The following is a 14,330-nucleotide window of genomic DNA, read 5'->3' on the forward strand; positions in this document are numbered from 1 at the left end:
TTTTTAACGTAAAACACCTGTACGAATTACCTTCACTTTGACTTTCGGTTCTAAAGAAAGTGTGGCAAATTGCTCGTGCCAGTCTTCCTTAAACATTTTTGGATGATAGGAGCGAATATGTCGCCCAATACCTAAAGTATCCGACTTTTGTTCCTGTAATATCTTTAGGACTTCTTCAAAATCAGCTTGTACTTTATTTTGTATCATGGTTTGGACATCCTCCAAAATATAATCTTTATAAAGTTTATCATGGGAAAATTCATCGACTTCAATTTCAATCGTATAATCCATCTTTATTGTTTTTAATTGTTCGTTAACTGTCCATTTTCGTTTCACATGGATGACTTCAGAAGTTACAGGTATTTCGTTGCCATCTAAATGAAACATATAGGTTAGCCGTGCCTGTTTACTGGCTTGTTTCATTAATAGCAACATAATCAATGACTGTTTTGGGTCTAATACTTTGCCAGTAAATGTTTGCCCTGAAAAAAGTGCAACCCCCGCCGCTTCTGCTCTATTTTCTTCCTCATTCATCTTTATATAAGGTAAAGCGATATCGATGGCATTATCAAACAACATCGAGCCTACTGTCTGCAAATCGAGTTTTGGATAGATTGTATTTTCCTCTGAGCTCTCAATAAATCGTTGATAATAGCCGCCTGCACTATCCGCTAGATTCTTTGTAATCTCCATATATGGTTTAACTTCACCTTCCGTAATAGCAATCTTGATGGTAATTGGATTTTGAGGATCACGAAAATAAATATCCAATATATCATAAAGTGGAGCTTTAACTGTATCATTTGAAACTAAGATTGCCGACAATTCTGATAAATCAAGCGTCTGTTCTATTTTCAAATTTGTTTTGTTACGTACATCCCGTGGTGATAGACCAGTGGATTCAATAATCATGATTTCATTTTGATTTGCTGTTGTTTTTGGGTATGCATAATAGCCCGTATAATCGCCAATAGTGCCATTTACGCCAACTAGTGTGACAACTGAAGAATTTTTATATAATCGTTCATCCCAGCAGCCAGCAAGGAGAACAACTACAAGTACTAGGATTCCTTTTCGATACACTTTTTCCCCCTCCATTTATTCCAAAAAATAATAACAGTCGGTAAAAAAAAGGTGAAGATTAAAAAAAGGTAATGCAAAGAATTTTTAATAACTTCGATTCGATTAAAGTGAATAAAGAAAAGCGGGAAAATGGCTAGTAAGATATGATATATAAGGATGTTCAATTTAGGGCGCTTTCTTTCTTTCACAAAATGCACCACCCTAAATGATAAACCAAAAATCATGATTGTCACGATGGACCATGATAACCAAATATAAACGAAAAAAATATCCAGTCGTTTGACAAAAGTTACTTCTTGCGATTTTAAAATATAAATGATTGGCTCTGGCACTAATTTTACCTCGTCAATCGTGAAAAACAGTTGCGTAAAAAGAACCGATAACATATAAAAAACAAAAATAATCTGTTGGTAAAAAAATAATGGCTTCCCTTTTAAAATCAATTCTCGTTGTAAAAAAGGTCGATAGATAAGGTACATTTCTACGCCCAAAAACGCATAAATGCTATGATTAAGCCCTTTGATAATTTGTAGCGGATGATCAAATTCAAGTGGCAAAAGATTCGCCCATTTAAGATCTGGCACAGCTAGCATCAAGAACACTATAAAAAGAAAAATTATAGGCAAGAGCATAACACCTATATTAATAACAGTTTCAGGTCGACTTAAGTTTGCATATAAGGAGAGTAGAACTATCATCAAAACAACTACCCATTCAGGTGTTTGGGGTAAAACCCACGATGCTAGTACGTATTCCATATACGCAATAAATACTACAGATATACTAAACCAATAAATTTTATAAACCCATTGAAAAAATGTATTTAAATAAAAATATGCATAATATCGTTCATAAAAAATGATTAATAAATAATGTATAACGCCCGCAATGATAAATAATACCCAAGCTAAATTTCGACTTACGCTAATCAGTGGTGTTTGAAAAGAAATATAAACAATACCTGTCTCAATAATAAACAATAGTAAAAAGAATTGTGCTTTAGAAAGCGAAAAATTCAAGGTGTATCACCATTCTTTACTCGATCATCCTTTGGAGGACTAAACGATGTTACTTGAACAGTAGGTTTAATATAGGGACTACGTATAAATACTTTATACGCTTCTTTTGGCTGAAAAGGAATAATCGGTGCAAAATAAGGCTGCTTTAATGAACTCAAATTAATCAGGTGGATTAATAAAATAACGACACCAATAACAATGCCAAAAAAACCAAATAAAGAGGCTAACACCATAAATGGAAAACGAAGTAAGCGAATCGTTGTATTTAACTCCATAGAAGGAACAACATAGCTAGAAATTGCGGTTAAAGCAACAACAATGACCATTAAATTTGAAACTAGTCCCGCACTAACAATTGCATCCCCAATGACTAGTCCCCCAACAATTCCTATTGTTTGTCCGACAGATTGCGGTAGGCGAATACTTGACTCTCGAATTAATTCCATAATAATTTCTAAGATAAGTGCTTCTATTAAGGGCCGATACGGAATTTGATTGACGTCCCCTTTGACTTGATTGCTCAATTCTAATGGCAATATCTCAAAGTGAAAGCTAATTACAGCAATATAAAAAGCAGGCAAAAAAACTGCTGAAATAAAGGACAGTAAGCGGACCATTCGGTAAAAGGAACCTACTAATACACGCGCGTTATAATCATCTGGTGATTGGTAATAGGAGAAAAACGTCACAGGTGCTATTAAAGCTGTCGGCGTAGTATCGGTCATAACAACAACTTTACCTTCTACTAAATTGGCTACCACGCGATCTGGCCGCTCCGTATTTAGTACTTGAGGAAAAGGCGACAATACCGAATCTTCTAGCACATCGTTTAATTGGCCAATACTATAAAAATAGTCAATATTAATGGCATGAAGGCGTTTTTCTAACTCCTGTAAAGTCTCTGGTTTTATAACTCCATCCATATATAAATAATAAGCCCTTGTATTTGTCTCTTTCCCGAGACGGAAAGATTTCACCACGAGCGCAGGATTATTAATTCGTTTCCGTAACAAAGCTAAATTTGTATCAAGGTTTTCAATCAACCCTTCATGTGATCCTCGTAGAATATGTTCATTGTTTGGTTCGTCTGGATTTCGATTTACCTTATTCAATATAGTAAGAGACAGCATTTCACCTGTATCAGGCAAGACAATCAGTGTTTCTCCTTTACAAATACGTTCAACTGCTTGTGGCAGTGAGAAATGTTCAATCGTTGATACTAAGGTTTCACTCCAAAAGGGTTTGTCGGTATCTAAACGTGCATAAATAGTATCAAGAATTTTTTGCACTTCTTTCGCATCTACTAGCGAGGCATAAAAGCATAAAATCGCAGAAGATCTATTTCGCCAATCTATCTGTCTTATTGTAAAATCAGATGAATGATAAAAGGCTTTTTGCATACTTTTCATCATTAATTCCACTTTATCCATAAAACGCCTCCTATACGTGGAAGTATAGGCAAAAACGGCTTTTTTCAAACGTTATATGTACTAACTCAAATATGATTTCAGATATCGAAAATTCATCTATGTCAACATAAAAAGACGCCCAGATAAGCCACCAAGACTTATTGGACATCCAATTACTAGTGAATTTATGAAATTAAGTTACTTCTAAGCAGTTATTAATCATTATTTTTGAATAAATTGTTGCGTCCAATAGTTACCTGATTTCACATAACCTACACCAATATGAGTAAATTTAGCATTTAAAATATTAGCACGGTGACCTGGTGAATCCATCCAAGCTTGTACAACTTCTTGTGGTGTACGTTGACCTTTGGCGATGTTTTCACCTGCTCCTTTATAGGTAATACCTAATGCTTTCATGCGATCAAATGGTGAACCGAATGTTGGGCTTGTATGTGAAAAATAGTTTTTTGATTGCATATCTTGTGATTTCTCACGAGCTGCAGCCATTAATTTTGTATCCGTTTGTAGTGCGGATAAACCAGCTTTAGTACGTTCTGCATTCGTTAATTTTACTACCTCTTGTTCAAATGCATTGACATCAGACGTTGTTGTTGTCGGTGTTGTAGTAGATGGTGCCGTTGTTGTGTTATTTTTCTGTGTTGTTTGTGTATTAGTTTGTGTATTATTAGTAGTTGTTTGTGTTGGTTTTGATGGTGTTGTAGCCTGTGCCGGTTTTTTCACCTGCCAATTGTTACTTGACCATTTATAGTAATAAGTTGTACAGTTTGTTGTTTGTTTGACTGTATTCCCCTCTGTAGTATTGGATGCAGCAGAAGCCAACTGAATTGGAGCTGCTAATAGAAATGTGACACAAATTGCAGTGAGTGTTTTTTTCATTTTGCAATCTCTCCTCTCTGCAACCTATCGTAAAGGATGAATCTATAAAAATTCTTACCAACATCTGCTAGCTTCGCCAACAAAAGAGTAGATTCCAGTTAAACAGGAGTTTTTTTTAAATATATTTTAGCAAGTTTCGCCAATCTATGAAATACTTACGTTTTAAAGAGGGTTGACATACCTCAAAAACTAGCGAATTATTTGCTAATATTTTTCATATTGAACGCCATAATATATACGTAGCTCTACAGAAAATCCGTTGTTAAGTGCCTCTATTTCTTCTAAATTTATACCAAAACTAAAAGATTGTGCTGGCCCTTGTGCAAATTGGCCAAGTTCGATAACCTGTTCATGGTCACCACGAAGTTCAAGTACCGGCATTTTTATATCATTTGATGCATTCCCTAAATTTTGCGTCAAGAAATAGCCTTTCAATCTAGGTAGTTTATTGTCGAGGGTAAAGGTGAAATAAATATCTTGAACCTCTTCTCGCAGCCTTACTTCTGATAAAACGATGTTGGAGTTGCCGATACTTGTGACCACGTCATGCATACTCTGAGGCTTTTTAGAGCGAATCTTGACCCACTCAGGTTTTACAAAAAAATTCACAGTTCTATACTCTTCACCAATCGTTGTTCTATAACCATTTGCAGCCAATATATCTTGTTCGATTGCTGCATCCCAGTAATAACGATAGCCTAATAGCCCCATCAATATAAGCATCAGGAATAATGATATGTAGCATGCTTTCTTCAATTACTCCCCCCCTCCTATCATGCAAAATTAGTCACTTCATTGCATTTGTTCACTTTAAGTGCCAAGTCTGTCCTTTAGATTCGCCTAAAAAAGAGGTGTCTCAGAAAAAACTAAGACGCCTCCTTAGGCAAAACATGTTATTAATCCCTTACAACAATAAAGGCGAAATAGGACCTGAAATTTAATTAATATTGACAACTTAATTTAATAATCTAGGCCAATTACATTTACAGCTCCGACATTTTCTCCAATAATCACAAGTTTTGCCGGCATTTTAACGTATTCTGGAAGCCATTGCACCATCCCATAGGCATATTGGAATAACATTGGATTTTTTATCCCTTCTACTGGTACGTAGCCTTTCATACGGTACACGGAATCAGGCAATTGACGTACCCACTCTTCAAATTGTTGCTGTGTAAAAGCACATTCCGTAAACTCTACTAAACGTGAGCCTAAATGGATAGATGAAATTGGTGCACTCACAATATCGCGTTTATCCACCTGTGATGTTGCTGTCAAACTTTCTAGTAACTGGAATGGCACACGCCCATGAGTTGTTTGTAAAATAAAAGCGTGCGGATTAAAGCCTTGTAACTCATATATTACCTGTGCTTGCTGTGTTTCGGTAAGTAAGTCTATTTTATTTGCAAGCAATAAATGAGCATGACGGATTTGTTCCATAAATAATGAACGGATTTGTGGTGTTAATGTCTCCCGATCGAGCCATAACTTCGAGTCAGCAACAGTGACAATGCCTTTCACATTCAACTGCTCTGCAAATAATGGTGAATAGACCGCATCTAATGCTTCTACGGGATGTGCCGCTCCAGTTGTTTCAATTATAAGCACATCAAACTCACTATCTAATAGAAGAGATTGAATTTGGGCCTCTGTTTTTTCAGCACCAGAACAACAAATACAGCCATCTAGCATTTCTTTAAGCGGTACATCATCCTCAACAGCTTGTGAGTCGAATGGTAACTTGCCAAGTTCATTCATAATGACAGCAGGTTTTAAGCCCTTTTCTTTTAATTGACGAATAACATCTGTCAGCATTGATGTTTTACCGCTACCTAAAAATCCACTAAATAAGTATACGTCTTTCACAATTGAGACCTCCTATAAAAAAAGCTGTCACATAGGCCGTACGAGACGACTTCTGCGACAGCTACTGTGTTAGTTTGTTAATTCTTTCGTTTACTCTTTTGCAGCAGTAAGCAGTTCTTTTGCTTTTAACAGTTGTGGATCATCTGATTTCATTTTTGTACGTAATGCATCCATTAATGCATATGTTGTTTCACCAGTTAAGATACCTGTTTCTTCAAGCTTGCTTGCAGCTTGTAGTTTCTTGACCGCACGTTCTGTATATTGATCAAATACGCCATCAACTTTCCCTGGATCATAGCCGAGAATTTCTAACATTTCCTCTGCTACTTTCACAGAATCTGATTGTAAGCCCTCTTTCATTTCAAACGAAGCATCCAAAAATGGTAGTGATGCATACGATGGGTATGGTACTTTGACATCTGGTTCAATTCCTTTTTCATTAATCCAGTTGCCATTTGGTGTTAACCATTTGCCTGTTGTGAATTTTAAATTAGAGCCATCTTTTAATGGTGTAACATTTTGCACTGTACCTTTACCGAAAGATGTTTCTCCAACAATTTTTGCTCCAACTGATTCACTTAACGCTGCAGCTAAAATTTCAGAGGCCGATGCACTACCACTGTCAACAAGAACAGTCACTGGTAAATTGTATTTTTTGCCACCGATGGCATTTTTAATAGCTGGTTCCTCATCTTTTTCCTGCACTTGAACAATCGGTTTTCCTTCTGCCACGAATAAATTGGAAATTTCAAGCGCAGCATCTAAGTAGCCACCTGGGTTTTGTCGTAAGTCAAGCACAATACCTTTCATGCCTTTCCCTTCGTACTCAGCAAGTATTTTTTCTAATTCATCTGCAGTTTGTTCACTAAATGAAGTTATTTGAATATGAGCAATATCCCCATCAAGCATTTCACCGTAAACAGTTTCAACAGGAATATCATCACGCACAATCGTCATTTGGATTGGTTCTGCATTTTCACCGCGTTTTACAGTTATTTTCACGGGAGTTCCTTTTTCACCTCGGATTAGTGCTACAGCCTCAGAAGCGCTAAATCCTTGAATGCTTTTCCCATCGACCGTTAAAATGATATCTTTCGGTAATAGTCCAGCCTTTTCAGCAGGTGAATTTTTAATTGGTGACACAACCGTTATAAAGCCGTTACGTTCTTGAATTTCCGCTCCAATTCCTTGAAAACTTGATGAAAGGCCTGTGTTGAATTTTTCAGCCTCATCTTTTACCATAAAATCAGAATACGGATCGTCTAACGCGTCGAACATGCCATTGATTGCACCATCGACCACTTTTTCATCATCGATATCTTTGTAATATTTGCTTTTTAGCATATCAAATGCTTCATATAGTTTTGTAAATTCCGCACGCTCTATCGGAACCTTTACTTCCACTACTTTCTTTTCACCGAAAGTTAACGCAAAAATCGTTAAGCCTGCGGTAATTAAGATTGTAAAGAACATCAGCATAATAAATTTAAACGGCTTCATCTGAATAAATTGTCCCGCTGGTTTTACTTCTACTTGCGGTGTTTGTTCCTGCTGTTCTAAACCATCTTTTTTCTGTTCATCCATCTTGATTGTCACCACTCTCATATACACTAACTTGTTGTCACACTATTACCATCTTAACAGGTTATAGGGTAGACGAAAAGAAAAAGACTGCCAAAATTTCATGACAGCCCCCCTTTCAAACTATCTTCGTAAATTCGGGTTCATAAAATAAATAACCTTTCACACGCTGTCTAAAAAGTAAAGGACCTATTAATAGACTGTTCTTCCTTAAGAAATGTTGCAAAAGTTATCGTATTTTAATTCGCCAACGAAAGAAGTACCCCTTAAAAATCTACAGGGTCCCTCTCACCACTGTTAAGTTTAGAGTAAAATGATACTGCTTTACTATTGTACTCAATTCTTTAAAGCAGTCAAATAATATTTTCCAAGAGTGATCATTATGCAGAAACAATATACGTAACTTGCGCCAATTTCGTAGTTTTTATTTTAATTTCTGCATTCTGTGCAGCGTGCATTCCTGTAAACGTACCTGTTTTCACTCGGTATTTAGCACCATCCTGCTCAATATAAGCTACCCAACCAAAGCGTTTTTTCATTACATCCAAGACGCTTTCTGCAGCTTTCCGTGTACTGTATGTGCCAGTTAAAATGCGGTATTTTAACGTATCACCTGGGGGATTCTCTGGCGGTTGTGTACTGGCATTTGTAATCATTTTCAAAAAATTGGACCACGAAATTTTTCCAGCTCGAATATTTCTTGGGCAGTTTTTTCCACTAAAATAATTATGCTGGACAATGTTGTGGATTGAGATGTTCTCATCTTTCATTATTTTTGCGATAAGACTCGCTGCATTTTCCACAGCCTGATTGAAATTGCCATCGCTATTCACACAAATTTCAATCTGAATTCCTTGATTATTACCTATATATGTTCCAGCCCCCCAGCATTCCCAATAATGCTCAAATGATTGTACCGCTTCCTTATCATCCACTTGCCAATGCCAACTGGCATCTCGACTGTTTCCATTTGCTTGAAGTCTTGCGTGGGCATCTGCATCAGCCCCTACACTGGTATTATCAGTTTCATGTACAACAATATATTTTTTGGCATTGTTTTTACCGTTCGTTATTTTAGCTGCCTGAGTAGCTGACACTAATTTTTGCCGAATCGTTACCATATTTGCTCCTCCTCTCTAGTCATAAAGTCATGCACTATAGTAGAATTGCTCATTATAAAACCGATTACAATAAACTGTAATCGGCCTTGTAACGAGCAATTCTATTTCACTTACCGCTAACAATCTCGTCACTTGCCGTAAGTATTTCCAACTAACTTAAATGTTGCTATTACTATACTATGCATCACTAATAACTGATGCTGTGTTTTTATAAGCATGACTCTTAAAGAAAAAACAACGGACACTATCGACATCTAAAAAATGGGCCGAATTTAAACCATTGCTTTTCCGATTGTTCAGTGCTCTACATACGAAATTCTAGTAATACTACTGCTAGAACGTCTTTCGAGCATCTAGCTTTAGCAAAACTTATACTAATTGACAAACACCTAAATGAATTCCATCTGGATCATAAAAAGTAAAATATTTAGTGGTTCCATCCCCGTCAATAGCGGTCACCTTGACATTTTTTTCAACTAGATGCCTGTAAGTTTCTTCAATATTGTGCGAGCGAAAGTTATACTATTTATCTACCCCGAAGTTATTCTTTGGAAATTTCATTACCTGTTGTTCCTTGCTTCGCACAAGACAAACTACTGTTTGGGATACATCTGCGATCTTCATAACCGCAGCCTCTGCTTCAATATTAAGGAGTGTAAAGCCAAGCTGTTCTTCATACCACGTTGCTAATACTTGTGGATCTTTAATTGGTATAAATACACCTTCCATTCCTGTCAATACAGGTGATTGCATACGAACCCTCCGTCTTAACTAACATGATTTATCATTCTTTTTAATATTAGTAAACATAGGTGCCATTATTTATTTTCACTTTTCTCGCAAAGTAATTAAATTAGTTCTTTTATCTTTTTAACGACCGAATGAACGGTCAATCTGTGAAAGCTAATGAGTTGTCCCTTAAAAATAACCGAAAAGATACCGTATGGCGTCGGTGATAATGCCATTAGTTCTTGTCTATTTTTAATGTCAATGATGTCAATATCAATACCCAATTTATATGCACCTGCTACTATATTTTCTGTTGCGACATCCACATATGGGCATTGAAAAGAACGAAGAATCGTTAAGTTAGAGTATTTTTTAGTCCTGTCCTGCCAATCATGAGGGAAATAAGGGTTCTCTGTTCCATTATCAAACTTATAAGCAAGTAATTCAAAATCATATGGAGCCGTATCAACCACTTCGAACTGATTATTTAAAAAGATATCCTTACTGGGTACCCAAGATGTTGTTGAATTAGTAATAACTACAACACCTTTTTTTACTAGCTTTCTTGCATCTTCTAGACATTTATTAATTAATTGAGTCCCATACCCTTTACCAACTTCACTTACCCACAAACAATGGATGACCAAATATCCATCTGCATGTACAACCCTAGAAGAAAATTCCTCATCGGTATATTCAATAAATCCTACTTGTTTTTGATTTTCTAGCAATTGGAAATATTTTAATCCTTCCTCGAATCTATCGTTTAGCCACCTATTTTTTTGAATATAGCCTGCTGATTTCTTTTTACTTCTTAAACAATAACTTCCTAAGCCCTCAAGCATTTCATTAGTCATCTCTACCATTTGAACATCACCCATGCAATATCACCTCCCCTTTCTTCTATACAAGTACTTAGTTATACCTTTTTTTGTATTTTAATATTTAAGCAGTTGTAAAACAAGATAGGAACTACTATCTACTATTGATTTAGCTTGCAAAAAAATAAATGTGCATGAAAGTCTAGGTTAAATTATCTGTATACAAAAAGGATCAGTAGGCTAATTTAGCACTGCTGATCCTTCCTTAATATACGTGGAGATTAATTTCCAAATGCAAATATCAGTTCTGTCTCACATACTAGTTCTCCATCTACAGTGGCAATCCCTTTGCCTTTTCCAATAGGTCCTTTCAATCGTGTTAGCTCCACTTCAAGTCGCAACTGGTCCCCTGGTATTACTTGTTTTTTAAAACGGCAATTATCAATACCTGCGAGTAAACCTAACCTTCCTTGATTTCCTTCTTTTGTTGACATGATAATCGCACTTACTTGCGCCAATGCTTCTACAATCAACACGCCTGGCATAATTGGATAATTAGGAAAATGACCTTGGAAAAATTCTTCATTCATCGTGACATTTTTAATACCAATAGCTCTCTTTCCTACTTCTAATTCTAAAATTCTATCAACTAACAGAAACGGATAGCGATGCAATATAACATCTTTCATGTTTTGAGTATCTAACATAGTAAACCTCCTTTAACTTTCCATTGTATTTTATCACTTGATATCATTAGTTGGTACTAATTTTATATTTTCTTATTACGTCATTCCAAATGAGAAAATTTTATACAATAAAAAGCCACGCTCTAAAACGTGACTCCATTATCATTTAATCCATCATCTTGGGCAAATGTTAACAAAAGCAGACGATTTACAAGCTTATCGCTTGGAAAATTGAGTTTTACACCAATTGTGAACGATGTCAAACGTGGTTTTATAACATGCCGCTTGTTAATGCCCTAAACCAATCTTGTCTATTATTTTGCAATGCAAGATTCGCTGCACTTGTCCAATCATACGGTACAGAAATTTGTTCTACCAGCCATTCATTGTCCATTTTCTCTAAAATAGTGTATTTTGCGTGAGGTGAACCAGATACCATTTTATGAGGGATAGGTAACTCATCTAGATATGCCGGTAAACCTACGCTGCCAGGATTGACTACCAATTTATCATTTGGTAAATATACCACTCTAGGAATGTGACTATGTCCACAGACAATTACGTTCTGTACATTGTTTTGTAGAGTGCCCATTATGCTAGCGCTGTCCTTAAGAATGCCACCTTCTATCGACATGTCCTCTAAAAGATAGATTTCATCAGAGTCAGGTGTGCCATGACACAATAAAAGGTCATCAACGATTAAAGTTTTAGGGAGCAGAGACAACCAATTTATATGTGCTGTCGATAATTTATTTTTCACACTTAAAATAGCTGATGAAGGGTTACCTGTACGCTCATATAACATGCGATCACAATTTCCTTGAATATGTGTAATGTTGTGATCCATTAATATGTCAGCGGTTATAGAAGGATTTAATGGTCCATATAAACTGTCACCCAAATTAAAAATACGGTTTATTTTTCGTTTCGAAATATCTGATAGAACGGCTTCTAATGCAAAGTTATTGCCATGAACATCGGAAATAACGGCATATCGTTTGTTCATCATATCTACACCCTCTCTGTTATTTGTACTTTAACTACTCCGATTCTGATGCATAGGAAAGCTATTCTTATAGTAAAAATCTCTGATTAAAATTATATGTAGACAACAGTGCTTTATCAGTACCCTTTCCTTTACATTTCTTCAGCCATGTAGGCATCTCTATCTACTAATATCTTACGTTTTCTAACTGCGATCACTGCAACGAACACCATCACTAGCTTTATTACAAAAAACAAAACATAGAAACTAAAGGAGATAATTGAAGGCAATAATACGTACCACCATGACCAAGCTATTACCTCTGTTAACTTTAAGATAATAAATATTAACGTTAATACTTCTGCAATCCCCACAATCCCACCTCCACGTTAAATTATAATGAAAATTCTTTTGGCCTGAAGTAATTTGCAAGTAAAAAGACATGTATCTGGTTTCTCCAGAAGCATGCCCATTAAGCTGTTCCATATAATTGCTAATGCCAATTTCCATCGTTTATCGCACAATAAAATAGGAGAATCTTATTCCATTAAACCCCACTTAATAGGGACTAACGATATTGATGATGATTCGGTTCAAATACATGTTCTTGCGCATTTCTAACAACCGAAAAATTGTCTACGTTGTAATGTCCATGTAGCACTTCATTATGGTGAGCGATTATTTTTTCGGCAGACAAAATCTTAGAATCTGTCGTCGAATGTCCATCCCCTATAAGAGTTACATCAAAACCGTAAATCGTAGCTGCTCTAACGGCTGTATCGATACAGTGTTCTGTCTTACAGCCCATGATAACTATATGAGTAACTTGTTTATCTTTTAAAATTTGTAGCAAATCTGTTTTGTAAAAAGAATTAGTGGCCTTTTTATCTATGAAAATTGCAGTAGCAGTTGGAATATTGATATCATTGTGAACTTGAAAACCAGCGCCTTGTCCATTTGCTACATCCTTATCTCTAACAAAAATGACAGCTGCACGTGCTTCTAACGCTTGATCGATCACGCTATTTATATTGTCAATTAATCTTTTTTTCTGAAACACTTCCGGTTCTTCTTGATGGCCATCCATCAGTTGTTGTTGTGCATCGATTACTAATAATGCTTGTTTCAATATATCTATCTCCTCTACGCTTTTATTTTTTATTATTATTTGAAAAATCACTTCTTTATTATTTAAATTTATTTTACCATGGAATGTAAAAAATTAGCTAATACAAGTAAAAAATACAAGTAACTACTTTTGAGGACATACTCTCTCTATAGCTCCTTAAGTTAGAAATTAGCAGGAGTTTTACTAGGAATTCTGTTACGATGGATGTGAAAGGTGTGATTAGAAAATGTCATACATACAAATCACAAAAAACAATATGGAACGTGAACATATTTGTTGTGCTCTAGGGACCAAACAATATGAGGAGGCTGTTGCCGAGAAGAAACAATGGTTGATGGATCGAATGGATGAGGGGTTAGTGTTCTACCGTTTGAATGAGCGCGCAAAAGTATTTATTGAATATTTACCAGCTGAACTAGCATGGGTTCCTATCCAAGCACCTAATTATATGTATATCAATTGCTTATGGGTTTCTGGTAAGTATAAAAATAATGGCCATGCAAAACAATTATTAGATTATTGTAAAAATGATGCTCTATCTCGTGGCATGGATGGAATTGTACACATTACTGGGAAGAAAAAACTACCGTACTTAAGTGATTATCGTTTCTTTGAGCATCTAGGATTTAAGGTAGTAGAGCAAGCTGAACCATATTTTCAATTAATGTCCTTAAAGTGGAATGATACAGCAGCTGAACCTTCATTTAAAAAGCACATGAAGAATCCTGATATGGCAGACGGTATTGTTATTTATTATACAGCCCAATGCCCCTTTGCCATTGGTATTTTAGACGAGCTAAAAAAAGTAGCAGAATTGCATAAAGTCCCTTTCAAGACCCATAAGATTACAACAAAAGAACAAGCGCAAAATGCACCGACGCTGTGGACAACGTTTGGATTGTTTTATAACGGTAAATTTATTACACACGAAATGATGAGTCCAGCTAAATTTGATAAATTATTGTCAACACTACAATTAGCGCAATGAAGTTTCTTCAATG

14 protein-coding genes and 1 pseudogene are annotated in these 14,330 nt (G+C 35.8%); 1 reads left to right on the forward strand and 14 read right to left on the reverse strand.

The window, feature by feature from the left end; genetic code table 11:
• Positions 1 to 3 precede the first annotated feature (3 nt).
• From C9J31_RS12410 to C9J31_RS12475, 14 genes and pseudogenes are all read right to left on the reverse strand, one after another.
• Entirely contained in the window at positions 4 to 1,083 is a 1,080-nt protein-coding gene (locus C9J31_RS12410) for a Ger(x)C family spore germination protein (RefSeq protein WP_107950724.1), read from the reverse strand.
• On the reverse strand, positions 1,062 to 2,102 hold the full coding sequence (locus C9J31_RS12415; RefSeq protein WP_107950725.1) for a GerAB/ArcD/ProY family transporter: 1,041 nt from the start codon (positions 2,100 to 2,102) through the stop codon (positions 1,062 to 1,064). The genes C9J31_RS12410 and C9J31_RS12415 overlap by 22 nt, the downstream gene beginning before the upstream one ends.
• Entirely contained in the window at positions 2,099 to 3,532 is a 1,434-nt protein-coding gene (locus C9J31_RS12420) for a spore germination protein (RefSeq protein WP_107950726.1), read from the reverse strand. The genes C9J31_RS12415 and C9J31_RS12420 overlap by 4 nt, the downstream gene beginning before the upstream one ends.
• Before the next feature lie 201 nt (positions 3,533 to 3,733).
• On the reverse strand, positions 3,734 to 4,411 hold the full coding sequence (locus C9J31_RS12425; RefSeq protein ID WP_107950727.1) for a CAP domain-containing protein: 678 nt from the start codon (positions 4,409 to 4,411) through the stop codon (positions 3,734 to 3,736).
• A gap of 204 nt (positions 4,412 to 4,615) precedes the next feature.
• The gene (locus C9J31_RS12430; protein WP_107950728.1) at positions 4,616 to 5,167 is read right to left on the reverse strand and encodes a hypothetical protein; all 552 of its coding nucleotides are present in this window, start codon (positions 5,165 to 5,167) and stop codon (positions 4,616 to 4,618) included.
• Between the two features lie 204 nt (positions 5,168 to 5,371).
• Positions 5,372 to 6,277, reverse strand: coding sequence for a CobW family GTP-binding protein (locus C9J31_RS12435; protein WP_107950729.1), 906 nt, complete (start codon positions 6,275 to 6,277; stop codon positions 5,372 to 5,374).
• Positions 6,278 to 6,367: 90 nt separating this feature from the next.
• On the reverse strand, positions 6,368 to 7,861 hold the full coding sequence (locus tag C9J31_RS12440) for a lmo1851 family serine protease (RefSeq protein ID WP_107950730.1): 1,494 nt from the start codon (positions 7,859 to 7,861) through the stop codon (positions 6,368 to 6,370).
• A gap of 377 nt (positions 7,862 to 8,238) precedes the next feature.
• Positions 8,239 to 8,979, reverse strand: coding sequence for a peptidoglycan recognition protein family protein (locus C9J31_RS12445; protein WP_107950731.1), 741 nt, complete (start codon positions 8,977 to 8,979; stop codon positions 8,239 to 8,241).
• A gap of 369 nt (positions 8,980 to 9,348) precedes the next feature.
• Positions 9,349 to 9,732: pseudogene (locus C9J31_RS12450) on the reverse strand (VOC family protein).
• Between the two features lie 95 nt (positions 9,733 to 9,827).
• Positions 9,828 to 10,589, reverse strand: a complete 762-nt coding sequence (locus tag C9J31_RS12455; protein WP_107950732.1) for a GNAT family N-acetyltransferase — start codon at positions 10,587 to 10,589, stop codon at positions 9,828 to 9,830.
• Positions 10,590 to 10,810: 221 nt separating this feature from the next.
• Positions 10,811 to 11,236 carry a 3-hydroxyacyl-ACP dehydratase FabZ gene (fabZ, locus tag C9J31_RS12460; protein ID WP_107950733.1) on the reverse strand — a complete coding sequence of 142 codons (426 nt, stop codon included), beginning with the start codon at positions 11,234 to 11,236 and terminating at the stop codon, positions 10,811 to 10,813.
• A gap of 250 nt (positions 11,237 to 11,486) precedes the next feature.
• Complete coding sequence (locus tag C9J31_RS12465) at positions 11,487 to 12,221, reverse strand: metallophosphoesterase family protein (RefSeq protein WP_107950811.1); 735 nt, start codon at positions 12,219 to 12,221, stop codon at positions 11,487 to 11,489.
• Positions 12,222 to 12,352: 131 nt separating this feature from the next.
• Entirely contained in the window at positions 12,353 to 12,574 is a 222-nt protein-coding gene (locus C9J31_RS12470) for a transmembrane Fragile-X-F protein (protein ID WP_107950734.1), read from the reverse strand.
• A gap of 194 nt (positions 12,575 to 12,768) precedes the next feature.
• Entirely contained in the window at positions 12,769 to 13,329 is a 561-nt protein-coding gene (locus tag C9J31_RS12475; RefSeq protein ID WP_107950735.1) for a cysteine hydrolase family protein, read from the reverse strand.
• Positions 13,330 to 13,555: 226 nt separating this feature from the next.
• On the opposite strand from C9J31_RS12475, the gene C9J31_RS12480 reads away from it, so the two are divergent.
• Positions 13,556 to 14,317 (forward strand): N-acetyltransferase, encoded by a 762-nt coding sequence (locus C9J31_RS12480; protein ID WP_107950736.1) that lies wholly within the window; start codon positions 13,556 to 13,558, stop codon positions 14,315 to 14,317.
• The last annotated feature ends 13 nt before the right edge of the window (positions 14,318 to 14,330 follow it).

It is taken from the genome of Lysinibacillus parviboronicapiens, assembly GCF_003049605.2.
Lineage (GTDB): Bacteria > Bacillota > Bacilli > Bacillales_A > Planococcaceae > Lysinibacillus > Lysinibacillus parviboronicapiens.